The sequence below is a fragment of the Arthrobacter sp. ATA002 genome (assembly GCF_026898095.1).
Lineage (GTDB): Bacteria > Actinomycetota > Actinomycetes > Actinomycetales > Micrococcaceae > Arthrobacter_B.
Map to the genome: position 1 here is coordinate 2,372,988 of NZ_CP114015.1, position 21,702 is coordinate 2,394,689.

Genomic DNA, 21,702 nt, shown 5'->3' on the forward strand with positions numbered 1-21,702 from the left:
ACATGGCACGGATGGATTTACGCGTTCGACTGGCCGCCGCGGTGATGGACCGGTTCTCGGTTGCGCACAAGAGCGATTCACAGATCCTTGCTGACCAGCGGCGCAGGATCAGGCACAACCGCGTGGTCGACTGGGTGCTGGGCGGGCTTGCTCCGGGAGTGGAGGTTCGCAACGGGACTGCCGCCGGCGCCGAGGGCCGGATTCCCGTCCGGGTCTACCGGCCCCGGGGTGCCGAGGGCACGCTCCCCCTGGTGATCCTGATCCACGGCGGCGGGTGGACCTTCGGCACCCTGGATATCTACGACGGCCTGGGCAGCACCATTGCCCGGGACGCAGGCGCCGTCGTCGTCTCCTTGGACTACCGGCTCGCGCCTGCGCATCCGTTCCCCGCGGCAGCGGAGGACTGCTACGCCGCACTCCTGGACCTCACGGCCCGCGCCGGAGAGTGGGACGCCGACGCCGGCAGGCTGGCTGTGGTGGGTGACAGTGCCGGTGGCAACCTGGCCGCAGTGCTGACACTGATGACCCGGGACCGGTCCGGGCCAGCCATCGCCTTCCAGGGACTGCTGTACCCGGCGACCGATCTGACGATGGGCAGCCCGTCCATCGAGAAGAATGCCAACGCGCCCCTTCTCACCAAGCAGGACATGCTCCGCTACCGCAGCCTCTACCTTCCGCGGGAAAAGGAGTACGGCGACCCCTATGCCTCTCCCCTGCTGGCCCCGGACCATTCCGGACTGCCGCCGGCCCTCATCCAGGTGGCCGAACACGACCCGCTCCGCGACGACGGGCTGCGCTATGCCGATGCTCTCCGCGCCGCCGGCGTCCCGGTCCGCGTCACCACCTACGTTGGGATGCCGCACGGGTATCTTGCCTTTCCCCGCCTCTTCCGCAGCGCTCCGCAGGCCGTGGCAGAGCTGTGTGCCGAACTTGCACGGCAGCTGCCCGGATCCGGAGGTGCCACGTAGCGTCCGCCGGCCGCTGCGGGGCGGTAAAAAGGTGCAAAAAGGTGTCAACTGGCTGTTGACGCTCTTATAGCCGTCAAGCTCTAATTGACACATGACTACTCGACGCACCTTTTTCTGGATGGGATTCCTCCTGCTGGCCCTCGGTCTCGCGCTGGGCAGCCTCTACCTGTTCCTCGGGCTGGACGGATTCCTGGGTGGCATGTGCTCCGGCGCCTCAGTGATGCTGATGATCATTGCCGCGTATATCTTCGCCCGCTGCATCTGGTGGGAACGAAGCCGGGGCAGCGCCGGCAACACTGGTTGGCTGCCCAGCCGCGACCGCAACGACTGGCTGCCCAGCCGGGACCGAAAGGACCGGCCGTGACGGACCAGTCCGGCGCGGACCTGCAGGAACAAATTGGCGCCCTCATCCTCGGCGACCGCAACGACCGGGCCAACCTTACCGAGGCAGACCACCTCGTCCTGGTCCGCAGGGCAGGCGCCGCAGAGCAGGCCAGTCAGCGGCTGCAGCACCTCGCCGTCGCGGCCGCACGCAGCGCGGGGGTCAGCTGGGCCGCCCTGGGCCGTGAACTGGGCATGAGCCGGCAGGCTGCACAACAGCGTTTCGGTGGCCGGCCGGAGGAGCCGGCACCGGATGACCGGGAACGCTGGCTCGGCCCGGTCACTGCATTCGATGAAATGGCCGAACTCGAGCTCGCCGGAAGGCTGGGCTGGCGGACCATCGGCGTGGACATGCTGAGGCACCGGATGCTGCGGACCGACACCCAGTGGGAGCACCGCCGGGTGCTGTGGGCACGCCCGGCCCAGCATTATGAAACGGACGGTTGGCAGGTGGGCTGCCGTGCGTTTCCGTGGCTCTATCTGGTGCGTGACCTGCACCGGGCCCCTGAGGACGGATGAGTGCCCGGCACTGCCATGATGCTGCCTGCCCACAACGGGTCCCGCCAATGGATTTCGGTTACGGCCGAAGCTGTCCCAGGAACCGGTCCAGAAGCCGCTGCGCGCGCTCCGGCGTCATCCGGTCAGACTCCGTGGCCCTCGCTACGGCAAGGCCGTCAAGAAAGGCCATCAGCAGCGCAGCGTCGTCGGCTCCGAACGCCGGATCCAGCCGCTGAAGCAGGGCGGTCAGTCCTTGCTCCATGAGGCGCCAGGACTGCCGGTGGGCCCGGGCCACAGCGTCGCTTGTAGCCGCCTTGGACGCGTAGGCCAGCCAAATAACCGAGGCGGGCCGGGATTCCGCGTCCACGGAACCAAGGATCCGGCACACGGCCTCAAGATTGGATCGGGCCGGTGCGTCCGGATCCAGCACTGCGGTCACGTCGGCGACGAAGGCCTCGGAGACCTGGTCCATGGCGGCCATCAGCAGTTCATCTTTGGTCTTGTAGTGATGCTGGACGGCACCAACGGAGACGCCGGCAGCCGCGGCCACGTTGCGGATGGACACCTCCTCGATCCCGCGGCTCATCAGGATCTCCTGTACCGCGGTGAGGATGCGCTGGGCGGCGGAGGTCATCATTCGACACTACCTTGCTGGCTAACAATACAGTCGTATTGTACGCTCATGGCATGACACGACTTCGATGGGGCGCGACCCTCTGGATTTGCGGCCTGATAATGCTTCCGGCCCAGGTTTTCGCGGCAGCGATGTGGACCCGCCCCTATTCCTGGCGGGCCAACTTCATCAGCGACCTGGGCGTGACGGCCTGTGCGACCTTCGACGCCGGCACCCGGGTGGAGCGGTACATCTGTTCGCCTGCCCATCTGCTGGCCAACGGTTCCACCATCGCCAACGGAGCGTTTCTGGCACTTGGCGCGGTTCTGCTCTGGTCCGCGTGGCCCCGCCGCCGTGCAGGCCGGTCGGCCATGGGTTTTCTGGCTGCCGGCGGCGTGCTGGTTATGCTGGTCGGTTTGCTGCCCTGGGATGTGCAGCCTGCCGCCCATGACGCAGTGGCCCTGGCCCAGGCCGCGGTGCAGTGGGTGGGAATGATCCTCCTGCTCGTCGCCCTGCGGGGCCATCCCGGCGCCCGCACTGCTTCCGTACTGACGGCCGTGAGCCTGGCCGTTTCAGTGGCCGGTTTCCTTCTGTTTATCGATGCGGTAAGCGGAGGCCCGTCACTGGCACTGGGCCTGGGCATCACGGAACGCCTGGCGTTCGACACCCTCACGCTCTGGGGAGCTGCCCTGGGCCTGCTGCTGCTAATGCCGCAACGATCCAAAGGGTTCCCAAAAGAAGTCGAAGTTGTCCTGCGGTCCCCCCATAAAGCGCTGGGTAAAGACGACGCCGATGTCCCCGTCAGGGTACACGGCGGCACTGACGCCGGTGCCCCCGGCCCAGCCCCACATTCCGGGCGCTGACCAGGGCGCACCCGGTCCGACCTGCACGGCGGTCATGAACCCCCAGGATTCGTCCGGTCCGGCCATCTCCGCCATGCCGGCGCGCTGTGGGGAGGTTAGCTGGTCCTCCGTCATCTGCCGGCGCAGCACCGGCGGCAGGACGGTGTCCCTCGCCAGCGCCGAGAGGAAGGTGAGGTAGTCGGGAACAGTGGAAACCATGCCCCCGGCCAGGGACGGAAACTCCGGCGGGCCGGCCATGGCGTCTCGGTAGGAGACCGCCTCCCGCAGCCCGCCGCCGCCGTCGGCCTCATAAACGGTCGGGTACCGCTCGACACCGGAAGGAAAGCCCGTGCCGGCGAGATGGAACGGTTCGCTGATCCGCTCCCGGACCAGTTCGCCCAGCGGTGTTCCGGTCACAGCCGGCAGCAGCGCGGAGAGCAGGTCGGCGCAGGCGTGATACATCCAGCGGTCCCCGGGCTGGTGCGCCAGTGGCAGCTCTCCAATCCGGGCCACATACTCCTCCGGATCCATGGCAGGCGGGTTTGGCCCCCACAACAGATCCCGGGTGGCGGTCTGGTAGGGGGTGGATCCAAAGTCAATGCCCAGCCCGGCCGTAAACGTCAGCAGCTGCCGGACAGTAACGGGTCCTCGCGCCGGCACGGTCATCGACAGCGGCGCATCGGGGGTCACCAGGACGCGGAGGTTGGCCAGCGCCGGAAGCCAGCGTCCGACGTCGTCGTCCAGGCCCAGCGTGCCGTCAGCGACCAGGCTCAGCGCCAGCGCGCCGCCAAACAGCTTGCTGAGCGAGGAGATGCGGAACGGGGTGTCCTCGGCCATCGGTTCCGGACGGGAGAAATCCAGCGTTCCAGTGGCAAAGACCTCGGTTTTCCCGTTGATGCTGATGCCGGCGACGAGTCCCGGGCACCAGCCCGAGCGTACGGTTTCGGCCAGGCTGTTCCACAACGATGCGGCGGATTCAGGCATTCCTCCACTGTCCGGCAGCCAAAGCCGCAGAGTCAACGGTGCTCGGCGCGTTAATCCGGCCGAGGCTGCCGGCCCCGCACTGCGGCGTAGAGCAGCATGTCCCGCCGTTCTCCGGCGATTTCGGAGTGGCTGTGGAGAAGACCTTCCCGGGTGAAGCCGGAGTATTCCGCGGTACGCGTCGAGGCCATGTTCCACGGCTCGATGAACAGTTCCACCCGGTGCAGCCCGGGGATCGTCCAGCCGAAGTCCAGCAGGGAGAGCAGCGCACGGGTGCCGACGCGGCGGCCGCGGGCACCGGGCGCGACGCCGTAGCCGGCTTGGGCGCGGCCTGCGTCCAACTCACGGAGCCACAGTCCCAACTGGCCCAGAGCCTGGTCGGTGGCGGCATCGGCGATGCAAAAGGCAAACCCTGTTCCCCGGATGTGGTGCTGCCGCTGGCGTTCGACCCAGGCCAGGGCCTGCTCCGCCGATGCCTGCGGAGGAAGGGTGCCGATTGTCGGAACGTAGTCATCGAGGGAGAGCTCCACGGCCATTGCCGCATCTTCATCCCGGAACTTCCGCAGCCGCACCCCGCCACAGCTTGGGTCGACGGCGGGCCACGGCGGAAATGCAGCGTTCGATTCCATGGCCACAGCTTGCCACAGCCGATGGGCCGGCGGCGGAGCAACCCGTGCCTACACCGACCGCGTCTCCCTGCCCGGTCCGCGAAGGCCGCCCGGAGGTCCCCGGCAAGGGCCTCCTCCACCCGGCGGGCCATGTCCCGGATCTCACGGTCGTCGGCAACCACCAGATGGTCGCGGGTGGTCGCCAACACCAAGGCCGACTGGCGGCGGATCTCCTCCCGCTGGCCGTCGTTGACGGCGTTGGCGGCGCAGTCCCGCAGCAGCCGCAGGACGGCGGTGAGCACCAGGGGCTCCGAATCCGCGAAGCGCCTTACCGGCCCACAGACCAGGTCCAGGAAGTAGCGGTAGTCGCGTCCCACCGTGACTAGCCGAAGCACCCCGGCGGCGTCTTCGTGGCCCTCCGGCCCGAGCCGCCGCTGCAGCGCCACCAGCAGGTCGGCGCAGTAGCCCATGGAGTGGGCCGCCGTAATGGGATCGTTGATGCTGGGCGAGATCGCCTTCACCGCGATGTCGGTCAACTGGCGCAGCCCCAGCGCCGCATCCTGCTCTGCGGTGCGTTCGTAGCCAATCTCCATGGCGTCGGCCAGCGCTTTCCGCACTGCGCCCATGGGAATGCTGCCGCCGCCGTCACTCCAGACCCGGGCCGCCGGCGTACCAACCGTGATCTGGTCTCCGGGCTGCACGTCAATCCGCATGGTCAGTCCGTACCGGCGGAGCATGTCCACCAGGGCGTGGGCCGCACCGCCTGGATAATCCCGCTGCGCCGCGCCGGAACCGCAGTGCCGCCGCCGGGCTCCGGAAAGTACTGCACTTCGCCGGTCTCGGATGCGGGATAGGTTTCGTCCATCACGGCCAGGCAGCCCTGATGGGAGTTGAGCATCATGGTGTCCACCCGCAGCGAGCGGGTGATGTGGCCGATGAACAGCAGCAGCACCACTCCGCTGGCAATCCCCAGCACATAGACCAGGCCCACCACCAGCACCGGGACCGGCCGGTTCGGATCCATGCCGTGCAGCCCCGTCATGCTGACCATGAAGGTGCCAAGGAGTACGCCCAGGACCGTCTGGGTGCGCGTATCCCGGGCGAAGTCACGCAGCAGCCGGGGAGAGAACTGCTGGGATGCCAGCTGCAGGGCCACCACGGTCAGGGAAAACGTCACGGTGACGGCGGTCATCACACTGGTGGCCACAGTCTGGAGCAGGCTGCTCGCGGCGGCGACGCCGGACGGCCAGATCCACTGCGCCCATTCCGCCTCCTCACCGGGCCGCACTTGGAGCAGCAACAGGGACAACAGAAGTGCAGCCAGGGAAGCACAGGCGGGCCAGAACCACAGCGATGCCCGCAGCGACTCGCGGTTGATACGGAACCTCGGCTCCGGTCCCGGGTGGCGCGGACGGAAAGTCGACGAACCATGCCCTGTGTTGCTCATCAGTGCCCCTCGGGAAGCGGAAACTAAGCCTGCTTCATTGTGGCGGTGGTGAACGCGGCGGTCCAATCCCGGTACGGAATCCGCACCGTTAGGACCGCGGCTTGTGCCCGTTCCCGGCCAGCTGCCCCAGAAGGCGGGCCAGCTCGGCCCGATCGCCGGGCTCTAAAACTGAGAAGAACTCGTCTGCCTCGCGCTTCCGGTCAGCCAGCACGGTCTTCCACAGCCGCTCCCCCGCCCCGGTCAGCACCAGCAGCGCCGCACGCCGGTCCGTCGGGTGGGCCCGTCGTTCCACCAGCCCTTTGCCCTCTAACTGGTCAACAACCTCGGTCGCCGACCGGGGCGCGATGCGCAGCCGCTCCGCCAGCTCCTTCAGCCGCAGTCCCGGCTCGCTGCCTGTGCCGGTGGCCGCGGCGGGATCGCCGCCGTGCTCGCCGGCGTGATCGCCCGGCCCGTTCCCGCCGGGAGCTTTCCGGGCGACCGCGCTCAAGGCCCGGAATTGGTGGGGCGTCAGCCCGTAGGGGGCGAGCTGCTGCATCCAGCGCTTTCGCAGGCCGCGGAATGCGGCGTGCATCAGTTCACCCAGGGCCGCCGGATCGGCGGAAGCATTCGTCATGAAAAACAGTCTACCCATGTAGCGGGTAGCCACATAGTGAGGTAACCTCTCTATTAGCTGCGGCGCAGATACCCGCAGCCTCAGGAGGAACCATGGCAATTCCCGAAGCGGCCCCGGCGGGCCCCGGTAGCGGCAGGGGATCCGGCGGCGGCCGCGGCCCTGCGCGGTTGAACCCAGCAGATAAGAAGCAGTTGAAGCGGCACCCCGTGAGCTTGAAGCGCATCGCGGCCCTGTTCGCCCCGCACAAGGGAACCATCGCCGTCGTCGTCGCGCTCATTACGCTGTCCTCGGTCATCACTTTGGCCCAGCCGTTCCTGGTCCGCGCCGTGATTGACGACGCCCTGCCGTCCGGAAACATCCGGCTGCTGCTGGTCCTGGCGGCATCGATGGTGGCGGTGGCCGCCCTTACCTCGGTGATCGGCGTCATACAGACCTGGCTGGCCACGGGCATGGGGCAGCGGGTGATGCACGCCCTGCGCGTGCGGCTGTTCACCCACCTGCAGGCGCAGTCGCTGGGCTTCTTCACCCGCACCCGCGGCGGCGAGGTGCAGTCCCGGCTTACCCACGATATTTCCGGCATGCAGTCGGTGGTCACCACCACTGCCACCGGCGTCGCCTCCAACCTCACGACGGCGGTGGCCACGGTTGTCGCGATGGTGGCCCTGTCCCCCGGACTGAGCCTCATCTCCCTGGTGGTCCTGCCGCCGGCGGTCTGGCTCTCCCGCCGCGTGGCGCAGATCCGCCGCACGGTTACCGACGAGCGCCAGCGCGAACTTGCCGCCCTGCACACCCAGGTGGAGGAAGGACTGTCAGTCTCCGGAGTCCGTCTGGCCAAGACCCTGGGCACCGTGCCGCGGGACACCGACAAGTTCCGCGACCGGTCCGAAAAGCTGGTGGGCCTGGAGCTGCGCAGCCAGCTCGCCGGCAGCTGGCGGATGGCCACCATGCAGATTGTCTTTGCGGCGATTCCGGCCGTCATCTATCTTGCGGCCGGCTTTCCGGCCACCAGCGGCGGCATGACCATCGGTACACTCGTGGCCTTCACTGGCCTGCAGGCCGCCGTCTTCCGCCCGGTCATGGGACTGCTGAACATCGGCGTCCAGTGGGTCACGGCGCTGGCGTTCTTTTCCCGGATCTTCGAATACCTGGATCTGGTGCCGGCCATCCGGGCGCCGAAGCATCCGGTCCGGATGGACCCGGCTTCGGTGCGCGGCGAGGTCCGGTTCGAGGGGGTCAGCTTCGCATACGACGGCGGTGCGGACGTCCTGCGCGGGATCGACCTGGCGCTGCCACCGGGGACGACCACCGCCGTCGTCGGGCCCACCGGCTCCGGTAAGAGCACACTGGCATCGCTGCTGCCGCGCCTGAACGAGGTCAGCGCCGGCCGCGTCACCATCGACGGAGTGGACGTACGCGAAATTGCGCCCGCGGACCTGGCCCGGATTGTCGGCGTCGTCTCGCAGGAGACCTACCTGGTCCATGCCTCGGTGCGCGAGAACCTGCTCTTGGCGGCGCCGGACGCCGGCGACGAGCAGCTGTGGAGCGCACTTGCCGCCGCGCAGATTGCCGATTCCATCGGCGCACTGCCGGAGGGGCTGGAAACACTGGTGGGCGCGCGCGGGCACCGCTTCTCCGGCGGCGAGCAGCAGCGCCTGGCCATTGCCCGCACCATCCTGCGCAACCCGCCGGTGCTGGTGCTGGACGAAGCCACCTCCGCGCTGGACAACACCACTGAAGCCCAGGTGCAGCAGGCGCTGGAGCGGCTCGCGGCCGGCCGAACCACGCTGACCATTGCGCACCGGCTCTCCACCGTGGAGAACGCGGAGCAGGTGGTGGTGCTCGACGCCGGACGCATCGTGGAGCGCGGCACGTCAGCCCGGCTGCGGGCGGCGGGCGGCGCGTTTGCCCGGCTGGCGGCGCGTCACGAGCTGGCACGGAGCTGACCGCAGGTCCTAACCACCCGGTCAGGTGGAGGAGGTGCGCCGTGGCGGGAAACAGAAGCCCAGGGCAGGGATCTGGCAAGATAGAGCCATGAAAACATCCCGCGCCGACACCGTTGCCGAAGAGGGCTTTTTCCGTGGCCGCGCGAAGTGCCCACCGAATGGCTCCTCCGTGCGCACCCGGCCATTCTGATGGTTTCGGCGCTGGTGCTGTATCACCAGTTTGTGCCGCTGCCCGCCAGCCCCATGGGCCTGGTGAGCGAGCTATTTGTGTTGAGTACCGCGTTCTCCCTGCTCTCGGGGCGCGGCCGGAAGGCGTCGAAGACCCGAGGCCCCGCGGCCGGCGGTTCCGCAGCTTCCCAGGACGGACCGGAGCGTCCGGCGGAGTAGGCTCCGCCGGACGCTTACAGAACGCAGCCGCTTACAAAAATGAGCCGGACCCTTCAGGGTCCGGCTCATTCCGTCTTAGTCCGGTTCGGGCAGCCGGCCGGGTCTAACCCCCGCTGCCCGGGGAGCCGGGGGCGCCCGCCGCGTCCGGTGAACGCCGCCGGCCCAGCCGGGACAAATACTCCGCAAACTGATGCAGTTCATCCGCTGACCAGGAATCAAGCACATCCGGGTCCAGCATGATGCCGGTTCGAACTGCCGCCACCTGTGCGTCGGCTACGGGTGTGAGCAGCAGCAGCCGGGCACGGCCGTCGTTCGGGTCCGGCTGAACCTCAATCAGGCCAAGCTCCTCCAGCTGGCGCGACTGCCTGCTGATGACACTCTTGTCCACCATCAGCAGTTCCGCGGCTGCACCAGAATGAAGCGGGCCCTCGCGCTTGAGCAGCTGGAGCATCTTCAGTCCGAACAGGGACAGGGCCGGATCAATCCGTTTGGCCGCGTCCCGCATGCTGGCCCGGACAATTTCGGTAAGCAGCCGGAGGTTTTCCTCGACCTCGTGGACAGCCTCGGCGTGGGCGGCCTGCTGCGGAGTCACTTGACCGGATGCTCCGGGCTGGCGGTCCGAACGGGTGACATCGGATCCACCAGGGCAACGGCCCCCGTGGCGACCTCCGCCAGCGTCAGCTCCGGTGCGGATTCCGACTCGGCGGCGGCCTTCTTCAGCTGCACGGCGTTTTGCCGTCCCAGCGGGGCGTTGGGCAGGAAGATGACCGCGAGAAGCGTGATGACGGCCAAGGGAACGCTGTACAGGAAGACCGAGCCGACGCCTACGCCGTAGGCGCTTTCAACCACGACGGCGACGGCGTCCGGCAGCGTTGAAACCTGCGGGATGCTTCCGCTGCCTAGAGCAGCGGCGGCGGCCGCCTGGTCCGCGGGCGCCAGGTCCGCGATGCCGGTCTTGATTTCCTGCGCCACGATGGTTCCCAGGACCGACCCCAGCACCGAGACTCCAACAGTGCCGCCAAGACTGCGGAAGAAGGTCACGGCACTGGTGGCCACACCGAGGTTCTTCACCTCGATGGAGTTCTGGACCACGAGCACCAGGTTCTGCATCAGCATGCCCAGCCCGGCGCCGAGCACGGCCATGTAAATGCCCACGAGCACCAGATTGGTGTCATAGGCCAGGGTGCCCAGCAGGACGGAACCCACCACAGTGAGGACGGCACCGACGATCATCACGGCCTTCCACTTGCCGGTGCGGCTGATGACGCGGCCAAAGTAAGTCGAGGAGATCAACAGTCCGGCCATCATCGGAATTGTGAGCAGGCCGGATTCGGTGGGGGTGGCTCCGCGGGCCAGCTGCATGTACTGGGCCAGGAACACCGACGTGCCGAACATGGACACGCCGACGGCGATGCTGGCAACCACGGAAAGGGTGAACGTCCGGTTCTTGAACATGGACAGCGGAATGATGGGTTCCGGGGACTTGAACTCCACCAGGACAGCAGCGATCAGCAGCACAGCGGAGCCGGCCACCATCAGGAATGAGGCGAGCGAGGCCCAGCCGAACTGGTTGCCTGCCAGCGTGACCCAGATCATCAGCAGCGACACGCCGCCGGCGATCAGGACTGCGCCGAGGTAGTCGATGTGGACCTTGCGCTTGGGGTGCTTGGGCAGGTGCAGGGTCAGCTGCAGCAGGATGATCGCTGCAATGGCCACCGGAAGGGCGATGAAGAAGTTCCAGCGCCAGCCGAAGGCGTCGGTGACGACGCCGCCCAGCAGCGGTCCGCCGACGGTGCCCACAGCCATCACGGCACCGAACAGACCGGCGTACTTGCCGCGGTCGCGCGGGCTGATGATGTCCGCCATGATGATCTGGCTCAGGGCGGCAAGACCGCCGGCACCGAGGCCCTGGAAGACGCGGAAGACAATGAGGGTGCTGGTGTCCTGCGAGAAGCCGGCGAGGGCCGAGCCGAGCACGAAGATGCCCAGGGCCAGCTGAATGAGCAGCTTGCGGTTAAAGAGGTCCGCGAACTTACCCCACAGCGGGGTGGAAACGGTGGTTGCCAGCAGCGTTCCGGTCACCACCCAGGTGTAGGCGGACTGGTTGCCGTCGAGGTCCGAGATGATCAGCGGAAGCGACGTGGAGACCACGGTGCCGGCCAGGATGGAAACGAACATGCCCAGCAGCAGCCCTGACAGTGATTCCAGCACCTGCTTATGGGTCATGGTGCCGTCGGGCGAGGCCGTCGGTTTGGGTGCCTTGGCCTTTCGTTCCTTCTTTGGCTTGGTCTGTACGGGACGCTTATCCGGGGACATCTGGCTCCTGCTAGTAGTTGACTAAGGTCAACTATATAAAGTAGTTGCCGTATATCAACTATTAAGTGTCCAGAGACACGTTGCCCTTCCCGGGAGAAATGCCGGGCTGACCAAAAAGCCCGCACCAGGGGGTCTCCGGTAGGCTCCGACGCTGGCGGGCACTTTCGACTAGGGGTCCACAATGTTCACCATCCCTCATCTGGCATTTGTCGCGGAGAACGGCGGGCCTTATGACCCCGTTAGCACGCGGTGCCGAACGAGCAGCTCGACCCCGACGGAACCAGTCGGGACATGACAAAGCCCCGGCCATAACCGGGGCTTTGAGCGTCAGCTCATTCTCTGCGGCGTGCCGTGCGCCTGACAACGCGCTGCGGCACACCCTTTCGCGCGACGTAGACGATCCCGAGGACCACCGCGGCAATTAGGAGAATCATGAGGAACACGGTCAATGTCCAGCCTGCGATAACACTCATTTCATTTGTCCTTCCGTCGAGCCAGCGGAGAGGCTGCCCCTGCCTCCGGCAAAACTAATATGTCACATACTCAACAACGGCTGGCCGCCGCCGCCGTCGTCTCCTCAGTACTGCGGAAGCTAAACGGTGGCCGTGGCGAAGTCGTAGTCCGGAAAAAGAGGTCCAGGGCGTTGCCGTTGGGGATGTATGTTGTGGCCGGGTTCTCGGTGGTGCCGCCAAGGCTCACGGGATGGGGCCTTCTTGCCGGGGAAAGGGGTAACAGTTCACAAAAGCGCATTCGGCGTCAGGGCCCGCCATTCGGGTCCAAGTAAGGCGCCGGTATTTTTTCCGGCTGCACCCCGCCCTGAGGAGCTCCTCACCGGTGACCGCGGAGCCCGGCGGAGTAAAATGGAGACTCACCAAAACCCGCAGATGATGACCGTTCGATCCGAACCGTCCTGCGGATATCGTGTGGTCGGAGGTAGCACATTGCCACTTTCCAAGGGCCAGATCCTGGTCCATCCCCACCATGGACCCGCCGTCGTCATGTCGTTTGAAATGCACCCGCGCCTTCAGAAGGAGTGCGTGGTCCTCGAGGTGCAGGCCTCGCATCTGATGGTCTGGGTTCCTGTGGACCAGATGGACCGCGTCGGCCTGCGGCCGGTGCTGGATGCCGCCGGCCTGGAGGCCCTGTTCCGGGTCCTTGGCGCGCCGGCCGACCAGGAGGACGTCCAGTGGTCCCGGCGGTTTAAGGACAACACCGAAAAACTCGCCACCGGGGATCCGCTGGTGATCGCCGCCGTCGTCCGCAACCTCATGCTTCGGAACGCCGCAGACGGACTTTCGCAGGCCGAACGGGACATGCTCCGCCAGGCACGACGGCCGCTGCTGACTGAAATTTCGCTGGCGCTGGGGATTTCCGAGGACGACGCCGGAGTGCGGCTCGACAGCCTGTGGCCGCCGTTCCGGGCGCTGGCCTAGGGGCGCTGCTGCCCCTGCTGCCTCTTGGGTCAGCTGCCTGCGCCGCACAGTAGATGGTGCCAGCTGTCGGCCAGGACCTCGACGGCGTGCTCCCGGTTGGGCTCAAGCCGCCGGCGGGTCCACAGCGTGGCAACGTAGTCCAGCTGCTTGTAGGCCAGGGTTGCGCGAAGATGCCAGGTCTCCGCGGGGAAGCGCCCGGCCAGCTCCATGCCCCGGACCATGTCCGAAATGACCTCTTCATTCCAGGCTTCGAGCATGGAACGGACGTCGGCATCCACCGCGGCGGCGTCGCTCAGCACATCCAGATAGGGGCGGAACACGGGCCACAGCGCGGCCCGCGATTCGATCCAGGCGAGGATGCCGGCCAGTTCTCCGGAACATACGACGTCGACCAGCTCGGCAGCCGTTGACGGGCGCCCGGGTCCGCTGCTGCGGTCCAGGACGGCGTTCACGCGCGCCATGAAATCCTTCATCAGGTCCGTGCGTGAAGGGTAATAGGCGTAGAACGTCACCCGGGTGGTGCCGGCCGCCGCGGCGATTTCATCGATGGTGGTGGCGGCGTATCCCTTGCCAGTGAAGAGCTCCAGCGCCCGCTCGACGATCGTGTCGCGCGTCAGTTGCTTCTGGGCTTCTCTTAGCGACGGCATGACACAACCTTAACAGGGCGCAGTCGCTTCAAACGGCCACCTGAACCGCAGGGCCGGTGTTGGCCAGACGGCGGAGCTTTGGCACGGGAATCCGGTAGTTCAGTGCGGCCGCAGTTCCGGTGCCGTCCCTGTTCTCCCACCTGACCAGCATCGATTCCTCGTCCGCGCCCGGCTCCCAGTAACCGGGGATTCCTTCCACGGGCGTGAAACCCACCGATTTGAGCGATACACCGAACGCTTCAGTCCAGAAATACGGCTGGAAATCGAGCGCCGGGGCCCGGTCGCCCAGGAGCAGGCCCAAGGCTGCAGCTTTCGCCTGCTCAATGGCGCTGATCCACAGCGGAACCCGCCCTGTTCCCTGCCGGGCGGGTATTGACGCGACGTCGCCGGCGGCAACGATGTCCGGCCTTACCCGTCCCCGGGAGTCGACCCGCAACTCGCCGCCAACGAGCAGTCCCGTGCCGGCCAGCCAGCTGACATTGGGTTCATCACCTATGGCGCTCACGATGAGTTCCGCTTCCAGCTCAGTGCCGTCCGCCAGAACGACGCGCGGACCCGAGCCGGAATCCGCAATCCGCGCCCTCGTTCCGGAGACCAGCCGCAACCCACGGCGGGTGGCAGCGGCTACGAACACTCCGGACAGAAAACCGCCGAGCTGGCGTGTGAGCGGCGGCGCGTCGGAGACCAGCGTGACGCTGCAGCCCGCCTGCAGGCAGCCGGACGCGACTTCCATGCCGAGAGCCCCGCCCCCGACCACCACAACCGAAGGACGCCGCACAATCTGCTCCCGCAGCGCAAGGGCATCCTCAAACGTGCGCAGCGTCAGTTCACGCGAAGCCTCCCCGGACCGGCCGGCGTCGTGCTCCGGCGCAAGCCGTTTCGCCCTGGACCCGGAAGCAATGACCAAGCCGTCATACGGCAGTCCCCCTCCCCGGCCAGCCGGACAATCCGTGCTTCAGGATCCAGTCCGTCAGCGCTGACGCCCAGCATCTCGGTTGCCCCGTGGGACGGGTCGGGCAGCTCGTGTGCCGTCAGGCCGCCGTCGTGCAGCAGCGCCTTGGACAGTGCGGGCCTGCTGTAGGGCTGGTGCTGTTCGGTGCCCACAACCGTCAAGTCGCCGTCGAAACCCGCCGAGCGCAGAGAGTCGCAAGCGGTCAGCCCGGCAATGCCGTTGCCGACCACGACAATGCGGTCCATTTTCATGCCCGCCCCGCCGTCACGCCTGCACCAGGCGGAGGGCCGCAACCGGGCAGACCCGAACCGCCGCCTTGGCAGGCTCGAGCTGCGGTCCCTCCACGTCCGGGACATCGATCACGAGGTCGCCGTCATCGTCCAGATGCATAAGTTCCGGTGCCGCTTCCTCGCAGAGTCCGTGGCCTTCGCATCGGGGCTGATCGAGTTCGATCCTCATGCTGCCTCCACCGCCGCAACGTTCAGGGTTTCAAAGCTGCGGGTGATGTTGCTCGGGATCCGCTCCCCGTTTCCCACGCTCATGGTTTTCACGCGGCGGGCCAGCGCTGCGATGATGGCGTGGCCTTCGAGCCTGGCCAGGCCCTGCCCGGCGCAGCCGTGCGGGCCGTAGCCGAACGAGAGATGGTCAACCGGGTTGCGGCTCACCTCAAAAGCATCCGGATTCTCGTAGTGCCTCGGGTCGTGGTTTCCGGCACCGATGAGGAGGCCCAGTTGGGCTCCGGCGGGAACGGTGACACCACCGATGTCGACCTCGCGCGTTGCCGTTCGGCCCCAGATGTGCATGGGAGCCCAGTAGCGGAGGACCTCGGCGAAGGCTGCGGGAACCAGATCCGGGTTGTCGCGGACAAGTTTCAGCTGCTCCGGGTGGCGGCCGAACAGGGCAACGGTGTTTCCAATCGAGGCAATCGTGGTGTCGACGCCGGCGCCGAGGTACTGATGGATGATGTGCCCTGCGGAGCCTGCGGGAATGTCGCCGCGGGCTTCGGAATCGAAAATTCCGCGGCCGATGGAGCCGGGCGCGAGGTCACCGGCGCTCACCGATGAGCACCAGGCATAGAGCTCGCCGGCAATGGGGAAGTTCTCTCCGGTCCGGCGGTTCATCGGACCCAGGACCTGCATGGCGGCCTGCCCCCACCGCAGCATGTTCTCCTTCACATGGCCGTTGAACCCGATGAGATCGGCAACGATTTCGAGGGAAAGGCGCGGGCCAAAGAGTCGACTGCTTCAAAGCTTCCGCCGCTGACCAGCTCTGCGACGAGTTTGTCGGCCTTTTCGTCGATGGTGACTTTGAGCCCGCGCAGGGCACGGGGCGTGAGGTTCTGTGACAGGGCCGCGCGCAGCTGCGTGTGCTGCGGCGGGTCGGAGGCCAGCGATGTGCCCTGCAGTGCCTCGTTCACCATCGCATTGAAGCCCAGCGAGGTGGAGGAAAACGCTTCCGGGTCCCCCAGGACGTCGCGGATGACGTCATAACGCGTCAGCACATAGATTCCGTTTTCCGGAAGGTGGACAACGCCGGCCTGTTCACGCAGCGCGGCGTACGTCGGGTAGGGGTTGACCAGGACGTCGTCGGCCCAGATATCAATGTTTGATTCAGTCGGTACTGCCATGGTGTCTCCTTTCGGAGGTCTTTGTTGGCCCGGCTGCAGGCGCCGAGGAGGATGTGGCGGAAGTCACATGAGAAGTGTGCCGGGTAGCTTTACGTCATGTCAAGAAACGGGACGCGTCGTTCAGTTTGTGGTCGTTTTGCCACCAACATCTCCAGCGACACCTCCTAGTGATACCCGGACAGTTTTCTTGACATCGTGTAAAGAAATCTGTGATGCTTGGCACTTCCACGGAAGTGACGGCAGTCTCATCAGACCCCGCCTCCGCAGTATCGAGCTCCAAAGGAGGGGCCAGTGAGCCACCCAGCAGACACAGGTGTTGCCGGCATGACGCCCAGCACCGCACTGAAAACCGCCACAGTCAACACCGTCCTCGGACCCGTGCCGGCTGACGAACTGGGCGTGGTCGCGGTTCACGAGGCATTGCTCTGCGTGCTTCCCGGCGCTGAGCACGCCCCCGACATCACCTTTGACCGGGCGGAGATCTTCGAGATCCTGGCGGCCAAGCTCACGGACTTCCGTACCCACGGCGGAAACACCATCGTCGACAGCACCGGAATGTTCCACGGGCGCGACCTCAAACTCTACGAAGCTCTCTCCCGCACCACCGGAGTAAACATCATTGCCTCCACGGGAATGGGTCCCGAGGAAATGCTGGGCGGCTATTTCCTGACTCCGCAGACGAACCCGCCCACCCCGTGGCCGGCCGAGAAGTTCGCCTCCCTGTTCACGAAAGAGGTCACCGAAGGCATGGTGGTTCCGCGCGTCGAACGCCGCGCCGCCGCCGGCCTGGTGGCCAGCGTGGCGCACCGAAACGGCATGACGGCGACGGAGGAGAGCCTGTTCCGCGGGGCGGCGCGCACCGCTGCCGCCACCGGCATCCCGGTGTCCATCCGGTTCGGCGCCGACGCCGTCCACGACCTGGACATCGTGCTGAGCGAGCAGCTGCCGGCAAACCGCGTCATGGTTGGCGGCCTGGACCGCCGCGACGCTGCCGGCGCCGCCCTTGAGGTGGCCCGCCGCGGCGCCTACGTCGTCCTGGATCACGTGGGACTCAACGACGACGGCGCCTACCTCAGCGACCGCGCACGCGCGGCCCTGGTGCTCGAGCTGGTCGCGGCCGGCTATGCGGACCGGATCCTGCTCTCCACCAATGCGGTCGGCGTGGCCAAGGGCATCCCGTCCTACGACCTGCCGTACAGCCACGTCCTGTCCACGTTCATGCCTTTCCTGGCGTCCCTGGGCCTGACCGACGAGGATGCCCGGCGCATCCTCGCGGACAACCCCGGGACCTGCTCTCGGTGCGCTGAAGCACCGCCAGCGAATGATCCGGATTCTTTTCTAATTTTGAGGTGAAGCAGTTGTCCAAGGTAAACACAGTGCTGGGAACCATTCCGGCCGAAGAACTGGGCCTCGTGGCAGTCCACGAGCACATCGGCTACGGGATGCCCGGCAGCGAGCTGGACTCCCAGTGGTGGAAGACGCCCGAGCAGGCCTACGAGGAAACGGTGCCCAAGCTCCGCCGGTTCCATGAGAACGGCGGCGGTACCTTCGTGGATGCCACCGGCATCTGCAACGGCCGCGACATCGACTACTACAAGTCCCTGTCCAAGAAGACCGGCGTGAACATTGTGGCCTGCACGGGCTTCGTGGGCGGAGACACCGCGCTGCCGCATTTCTCCCGGGCCAGCGTGGAATATCTGGCCCGGGTCTTTATCTCCGAAATCACCGTGGGCATCGGAAACACCGGCAGCAAAGCCGGCGTCATCAAGGTTGGCGTGAGCCGCGGCGGGCGGATGACGGAGCTGGACAAGCGCATTTACCGGGCGGCGGCACGCGCAGCCGTCGTCACCGGAGCGCCGGTGCTCACCCACCTTGCCATCGATCCGCAGCCGGCCATCGACATCTTCGCCGAGGAAGGGCTGCCGCTGGACCGCGTGCTTTTCGGACATGCCGACGACGGACTGAACGCCGCGGACACCCCCAGCGAGTGGATCATGGGCCAGGGCGGCCGGATCGGCTTTGACACCTTCGGCTACGAAACCGAGCTGCCGGACCCGCCGTTCTGGGCCCGTCCCCGCAAGGAACGCCTGGATCACTTCCTGTCCCTGGTGGAAAAGGGCTTTCTGGATCAGCTTCTCGTCTCCGCGGATGCCAACTGCAGTCCGCTGGGCTGGCCCGGCGTCAAAGGCCACACGGTGAACTACATTTTCGAAACCCTGATCCCGGACCTGCAGCGCAACGGGATTGACGACGCGCAGATCCGGCGCATCTTTGTCGAGAATCCCGCTGCCTTCCTGTCCCTCTCTGCCTGACCGGCCAAGACCCCACCCCATTTGTCCACGGCGCAGCGACGCGCCGGATACAGAAAGCGAAAGCCATGAAGATTTCCGAGTTCAAAGACCTGCACATCGCCATTGTCGGCGGCGGCTACGGCGGAGCTGCCGCAGCCATTGCCCTGAAGAGCATCGGCGCGGAAAACGTCCATGTCTATGAGCAGGCACCGGCCTTCGGCCAGGTTGGCGCCGGCATCGGCCTGCGCCCGACCACCGTTGAACTGTTCCGGCAGTGGGGCATCTTTGACGCAGTTGCGGCCGTCAGCTCGCCCAGCGAGCACCTGGAGATCATTACCGCCGACGGCGGACACGTGATCGTCCAGGAGGAATGGCCGATGCTGCACGGGTACGCCCAGACCAACCACACCCGCATCATTCACCGCGGCGACTTCATCGACGCGCTCTTCGGCGCACTTCCGGCGAAAATGGTGCACGTGGGTTACAAGCTCACCGGCATTGCGGATGAAGGCACGACGTCGACGCTCACCTTCGAAAACGGCGAAACCGTCACCGCGGACCTGGTCATCGGCGCCGACGGCATCCGCTCCCTGGTCCGCCAGCAGCTGTTCAGCGACAAGGCTCCGGTCTTCGCCGGCGAGCATGCGTACCGCACCGTGATCTCCATGGACGACGCCTTTGACCTGGTCACCGATGACAACCCCCGCTTCTTTGTCGCCCAGAACGGCACCGTTGCCTACAACCTGCCGCTGCGGCACCGCAACGAAGTCTCGTACGACATCACTGCCCGTTCCGAGGACGACACCTGGGCGCCGGTCATCACCAATGAATACCTCGTCTCACTCCTCGAGGGCTTCGACGAGCGGGTTGTGAACGTTGCCCGCACGCTGGACATCAGCAAGGTCACCAGCCGTTCGGTATACGACATCGATCCGATCGATGTCTGGCATACGAATTCCGTCACCCTGCTGGGCGACTCGGCGCACGCCATGCTCCACCACCAGGGCCAGGGCGCCAACTCCGCCATCCAGGATGCCGGCGCGCTCGCCGACGCCCTGCTGGAAGCCGGTTCCGTCCCCGAGGCCCTGGCTCTCTTCCAGGCCACCCGCAAGCCGGTCACCGATGAACTGCAGCGGCTCTCCCGGCTGGGCTGGACGCCGGAATCAGCAGAAAACGCCTTCCCCGAGCAGACCCCGGCCAACTAGCCGGCCGCTCACCGCGACCGCAGCATCCCAGCAACACCGCAAGGACACGCCATGACGATTCACCCCGAAATTGCCAAGATTCTCAGCACTATTCCCGCCCCCGACGGCTCCCCGCTCGATCCGCAGGCCATGCGTGCCGGCGAGGCTGCCCAGGTTCCTCCGCTTGAGGAGCGGCTTCCGCTGCACGGCGTGGAGGACAGAATTGTTTCCACCTCGGCGGGCGAGGTGCCGGTGCGTATCTACACCCCCGCCGAGGCGGAGTCCTACGGCCTGATCGTCTACTTCCACGGCGGCGCCTTCTTCCTGGGCAGCCTCGATACCCACGACCACGTTGCCCGGTCCCTGGCCAAGGAGACCGGCCACAAGGTCATCTCGGTGGACTACCGGCTGGCACCGGAGGCGGCCTTTCCGGCCGGCCTCTCGGACTGCTACGGCGTGGTCCGCTGGGCGGCGGAGCACGGCAGCGAGCTGGCGTGGAACGGCGCCACCCTCGCCGTCGCCGGTGACAGCTCCGGCGGAACCTACGCAGCCGCGGTGGCGGCCATGGCTCACGAGGACGGATTCGACGCCGTCACGCACCAGATCCTTTTCTACCCGTCGCTGGACCTGGACTTCGACGTCGACCGCTATCCCTCGATGCGGGAGAACGCCGAGGGCTACGGCTTGGAAACCGCAGGCCTGGCGCCCTTCAACGCGTTCTACCTCAACAGCGGAGCGGATCCCGCGGATCCGCTGGTCTCCCCCATCAAGCGCCGCGACCTCACCGGCCTGCCGCCGGCCCTGGTCATCACCGCCGAGCACGATCCGCTGCGCGACGAGGGTGAGCTGTACGGGAAGCGGCTGCAGGAAGCAGGCGTGAACACAACGGTCAGCCGCTACGCCGGGGCAAACCACGGCTTCGTGGCCAACTTCTCCTGGCTTCCGGAGTTCTATCAGGCCTTCCGGGAAGCGGGGAACTTCCTGGCGGGCAACGCTCCGGCCGGGCAGGACCGCGCCTCATGACCGGCGCCGCTGTTCATCCGCTGTTCTCGCCCTGGGGACGGTTCGGCCTGTACAGCTACTTTATTGACGCGCCGGAACCGGCAATCGTGGACACCGGCATCGCGTCGTCCCCGGCTAAAGGCCTGATTCCGGCCCTCGAAGCACTCGGACGAAGCATCGAGGAGGTCCGCTGGATCCTGTTGACGCACGGCCACATCGACCACCTCGGCGGCGCCAAGGCTCTGTGGGAACTTACCGGAGGCAAGGCGAAGGTCGTTATTCATGCCGCGGACGCACCCCTGCTGCGGTCCCGGCAGGTACACGTGGAGGACTACGTGAACGGCCGCAGCCGTTACCTCAAGGATCCCGGCGGAGCCGAGAACCAGGCGAGGACGGCGCAGGCCGTGATCTCGGGCGAGATGGAACCGGCAGTGCTGCTGCAGGGCGGGGAAACCCTCTCCCTCGGCGGTGACGTGACCGTCTCCGTTCACCACGTTCCCGGCCACACACCGGGGTCCGTGGCCTATGTCCTGGACGGGCAGGATGCCGTCTTCACCGGAGATGCCGTGCAGATCCACGGAGCCGCCAATCGCTTTCCCGGCTATACGGATCCGAACGCCTACCGGGCCAGCCTGGAATACCTGCGCGATGAGGTCCGGCCGCAGCGCCTGTACCTGGGCCACCCGTACCGCGGGGCGGACGGCGAGCCCAACGGCGTCGAACTGGACCGTGAGCGGGCCCGGCGGGCACTGCAGGAAAGCCTGGATCTTGAGGCACGCATCCGGAACAGCATGTCCGACGCCGGGCTGCAGGACGGCCCGGAGGACGTGGACTCCGTATATTTCCCGTTCGCCCGGGTGGCCGCCGACCTCGGCTACACCTCCGACCCCACCCTCGAGCCGTCACCGTTTTTCACCACACTTGACGGCTACCGCACCCAGTTGAACCTGTTGTCCTGATGCAAGGAGC

At 66.5% G+C, this 21,702-nt stretch carries 26 protein-coding genes and 2 pseudogenes; 13 read left to right on the forward strand and 15 right to left on the reverse strand.

Annotated features, from left to right (window positions below; translation table 11 throughout):
* The first annotated feature begins 2 nt into the window (after positions 1-2).
* The 3 genes from OL239_RS11755 to OL239_RS11765 all read left to right on the forward strand — a co-directional run bounded on the left by OL239_RS11755 (position 3) and on the right by OL239_RS11765 (position 1,868).
* Entirely contained in the window at positions 3-968 is a 966-nt protein-coding gene (locus tag OL239_RS11755; protein ID WP_268909111.1) for an alpha/beta hydrolase, read from the forward strand.
* 91 nt (positions 969-1,059) lie between these two features.
* A complete protein-coding gene (locus OL239_RS11760) occupies positions 1,060-1,332 on the forward strand; it encodes a hypothetical protein (RefSeq protein WP_268909112.1) in 273 nt (90 codons plus the stop codon).
* The gene (locus OL239_RS11765) at positions 1,329-1,868 is read left to right on the forward strand and encodes a hypothetical protein (RefSeq protein ID WP_268909113.1); all 540 of its coding nucleotides are present in this window, start codon (positions 1,329-1,331) and stop codon (positions 1,866-1,868) included. The genes OL239_RS11760 and OL239_RS11765 overlap by 4 nt, the downstream gene beginning before the upstream one ends.
* Positions 1,869-1,926: 58 nt before the next feature.
* Here OL239_RS11765 and OL239_RS11770 read toward each other — a convergent pair whose 3' ends face one another.
* Positions 1,927-2,484, reverse strand: a complete 558-nt coding sequence (locus OL239_RS11770) for a TetR/AcrR family transcriptional regulator (RefSeq protein WP_268909114.1) — start codon at positions 2,482-2,484, stop codon at positions 1,927-1,929.
* Positions 2,485-2,582: 98 nt separating this feature from the next.
* Between OL239_RS11770 and OL239_RS11775 the strand changes: the two are divergent.
* A pseudogene (locus OL239_RS11775) lies at positions 2,583-3,146 on the forward strand (DUF998 domain-containing protein); the annotation flags it as partial.
* Between the two features lie 18 nt (positions 3,147-3,164).
* Here the strand turns inward: OL239_RS11775 and OL239_RS11780 are convergent.
* Both OL239_RS11780 and OL239_RS11785 read right to left on the reverse strand, forming a co-directional pair.
* On the reverse strand, positions 3,165-4,286 hold the full coding sequence (locus OL239_RS11780) for a serine hydrolase domain-containing protein (protein WP_268909115.1): 1,122 nt from the start codon (positions 4,284-4,286) through the stop codon (positions 3,165-3,167).
* Between the two features lie 50 nt (positions 4,287-4,336).
* A complete protein-coding gene (locus OL239_RS11785; protein ID WP_268909116.1) occupies positions 4,337-4,912 on the reverse strand; it encodes a GNAT family N-acetyltransferase in 576 nt (191 codons plus the stop codon).
* 44 nt (positions 4,913-4,956) lie between these two features.
* Here OL239_RS11785 and OL239_RS11790 point away from each other — a divergent pair, with 44 nt between their 5' ends.
* Positions 4,957-5,277 carry a hypothetical protein gene (locus OL239_RS11790; RefSeq protein WP_268909117.1) on the forward strand — a complete coding sequence of 107 codons (321 nt, stop codon included), beginning with the start codon at positions 4,957-4,959 and terminating at the stop codon, positions 5,275-5,277.
* On the opposite strand, the pseudogene OL239_RS20205 reads toward OL239_RS11790, so the two are convergent.
* The 3 genes and pseudogenes from OL239_RS20205 to OL239_RS11800 all read right to left on the reverse strand — a co-directional run.
* Positions 5,224-5,628 (reverse strand): annotated as a pseudogene (locus OL239_RS20205) (DUF2254 family protein); the annotation flags it as partial. The gene OL239_RS11790 and the pseudogene OL239_RS20205 overlap by 54 nt on opposite strands.
* The gene (locus tag OL239_RS11795; protein ID WP_268909118.1) at positions 5,607-6,338 is read right to left on the reverse strand and encodes a DUF2254 family protein; all 732 of its coding nucleotides are present in this window, start codon (positions 6,336-6,338) and stop codon (positions 5,607-5,609) included. The gene OL239_RS11795 and the pseudogene OL239_RS20205, both read right to left, overlap by 22 nt.
* Positions 6,339-6,426: 88 nt before the next feature.
* Positions 6,427-6,951, reverse strand: a complete 525-nt coding sequence (locus tag OL239_RS11800; protein ID WP_268909119.1) for a MarR family winged helix-turn-helix transcriptional regulator — start codon at positions 6,949-6,951, stop codon at positions 6,427-6,429.
* A gap of 92 nt (positions 6,952-7,043) precedes the next feature.
* Between OL239_RS11800 and OL239_RS11805 the strand changes: the two genes are divergently transcribed.
* On the forward strand, positions 7,044-8,894 hold the full coding sequence (locus OL239_RS11805; protein ID WP_268909120.1) for an ABC transporter ATP-binding protein: 1,851 nt from the start codon (positions 7,044-7,046) through the stop codon (positions 8,892-8,894).
* 147 nt (positions 8,895-9,041) lie between these two features.
* Positions 9,042-9,281 (forward strand): hypothetical protein, encoded by a 240-nt coding sequence (locus OL239_RS11810; RefSeq protein ID WP_268909121.1) that lies wholly within the window; start codon positions 9,042-9,044, stop codon positions 9,279-9,281.
* 103 nt (positions 9,282-9,384) lie between these two features.
* On the opposite strand, the gene OL239_RS11815 is transcribed toward OL239_RS11810, so the two are convergent.
* From OL239_RS11815 to OL239_RS11825, 3 genes are all read right to left on the reverse strand, one after another.
* Entirely contained in the window at positions 9,385-9,873 is a 489-nt protein-coding gene (locus OL239_RS11815) for a MarR family winged helix-turn-helix transcriptional regulator (protein ID WP_268909122.1), read from the reverse strand.
* On the reverse strand, positions 9,870-11,507 hold the full coding sequence (locus OL239_RS11820; protein WP_329609410.1) for an MDR family MFS transporter: 1,638 nt from the start codon (positions 11,505-11,507) through the stop codon (positions 9,870-9,872). The genes OL239_RS11815 and OL239_RS11820 overlap by 4 nt, the downstream gene beginning before the upstream one ends.
* 422 nt (positions 11,508-11,929) lie before the next feature.
* The gene (locus OL239_RS11825; protein ID WP_268909124.1) at positions 11,930-12,070 is read right to left on the reverse strand and encodes a hypothetical protein; all 141 of its coding nucleotides are present in this window, start codon (positions 12,068-12,070) and stop codon (positions 11,930-11,932) included.
* A 468-nt stretch (positions 12,071-12,538) separates the two neighbouring features.
* Between OL239_RS11825 and OL239_RS11830 the strand changes: the two genes are divergently transcribed.
* A complete protein-coding gene (locus tag OL239_RS11830) occupies positions 12,539-13,030 on the forward strand; it encodes a CarD family transcriptional regulator (RefSeq protein WP_268909125.1) in 492 nt (163 codons plus the stop codon).
* A 29-nt stretch (positions 13,031-13,059) separates the two neighbouring features.
* Here the strand turns inward: OL239_RS11830 and OL239_RS11835 are convergent, their stop codons facing one another.
* Genes OL239_RS11835 through OL239_RS11860 form a run of 6 tightly spaced genes read right to left on the reverse strand, consistent with a single transcriptional unit; the run spans position 13,060 to position 16,256 of the window.
* Positions 13,060-13,677, reverse strand: a complete 618-nt coding sequence (locus OL239_RS11835) for a TetR/AcrR family transcriptional regulator (protein ID WP_268909126.1) — start codon at positions 13,675-13,677, stop codon at positions 13,060-13,062.
* A gap of 28 nt (positions 13,678-13,705) precedes the next feature.
* A complete protein-coding gene (locus OL239_RS11840) occupies positions 13,706-14,584 on the reverse strand; it encodes an FAD-dependent oxidoreductase (RefSeq protein ID WP_268909127.1) in 879 nt (292 codons plus the stop codon).
* Positions 14,500-14,874, reverse strand: a complete 375-nt coding sequence (locus OL239_RS11845; RefSeq protein ID WP_268909128.1) for an FAD-dependent oxidoreductase — start codon at positions 14,872-14,874, stop codon at positions 14,500-14,502. The genes OL239_RS11840 and OL239_RS11845 overlap by 85 nt, the downstream gene beginning before the upstream one ends.
* Positions 14,875-14,893: 19 nt before the next feature.
* A complete protein-coding gene (locus OL239_RS11850; protein WP_268909129.1) occupies positions 14,894-15,088 on the reverse strand; it encodes a ferredoxin in 195 nt (64 codons plus the stop codon).
* Positions 15,085-15,792, reverse strand: a complete 708-nt coding sequence (locus OL239_RS11855; RefSeq protein WP_268909130.1) for a cytochrome P450 — start codon at positions 15,790-15,792, stop codon at positions 15,085-15,087. Before OL239_RS11855 ends, OL239_RS11850 begins: the two co-directional genes overlap by 4 nt.
* Before the next feature lie 8 nt (positions 15,793-15,800).
* A complete protein-coding gene (locus OL239_RS11860; protein ID WP_268909131.1) occupies positions 15,801-16,256 on the reverse strand; it encodes a hypothetical protein in 456 nt (151 codons plus the stop codon).
* A gap of 291 nt (positions 16,257-16,547) precedes the next feature.
* Here OL239_RS11860 and OL239_RS11865 point away from each other — a divergent pair, with 291 nt between their 5' ends.
* The 5 genes from OL239_RS11865 (at position 16,548) to OL239_RS11885 (ending at position 21,692) form a co-directional block, all read left to right on the forward strand.
* A complete protein-coding gene (locus tag OL239_RS11865; RefSeq protein ID WP_268909132.1) occupies positions 16,548-17,609 on the forward strand; it encodes a phosphotriesterase in 1,062 nt (353 codons plus the stop codon).
* Positions 17,610-17,632: 23 nt separating this feature from the next.
* A complete protein-coding gene (locus OL239_RS11870; protein ID WP_268909133.1) occupies positions 17,633-18,568 on the forward strand; it encodes a phosphotriesterase family protein in 936 nt (311 codons plus the stop codon).
* A 65-nt stretch (positions 18,569-18,633) separates the two neighbouring features.
* Entirely contained in the window at positions 18,634-19,752 is a 1,119-nt protein-coding gene (locus OL239_RS11875; RefSeq protein WP_268909134.1) for an FAD-dependent oxidoreductase, read from the forward strand.
* A gap of 51 nt (positions 19,753-19,803) precedes the next feature.
* Entirely contained in the window at positions 19,804-20,754 is a 951-nt protein-coding gene (locus OL239_RS11880; protein ID WP_268909135.1) for an alpha/beta hydrolase, read from the forward strand.
* Complete coding sequence (locus OL239_RS11885; protein WP_268909136.1) at positions 20,751-21,692, forward strand: MBL fold metallo-hydrolase; 942 nt, start codon at positions 20,751-20,753, stop codon at positions 21,690-21,692. Before OL239_RS11880 ends, OL239_RS11885 begins: the two co-directional genes overlap by 4 nt.
* The last annotated feature ends 10 nt before the right edge of the window (positions 21,693-21,702 follow it).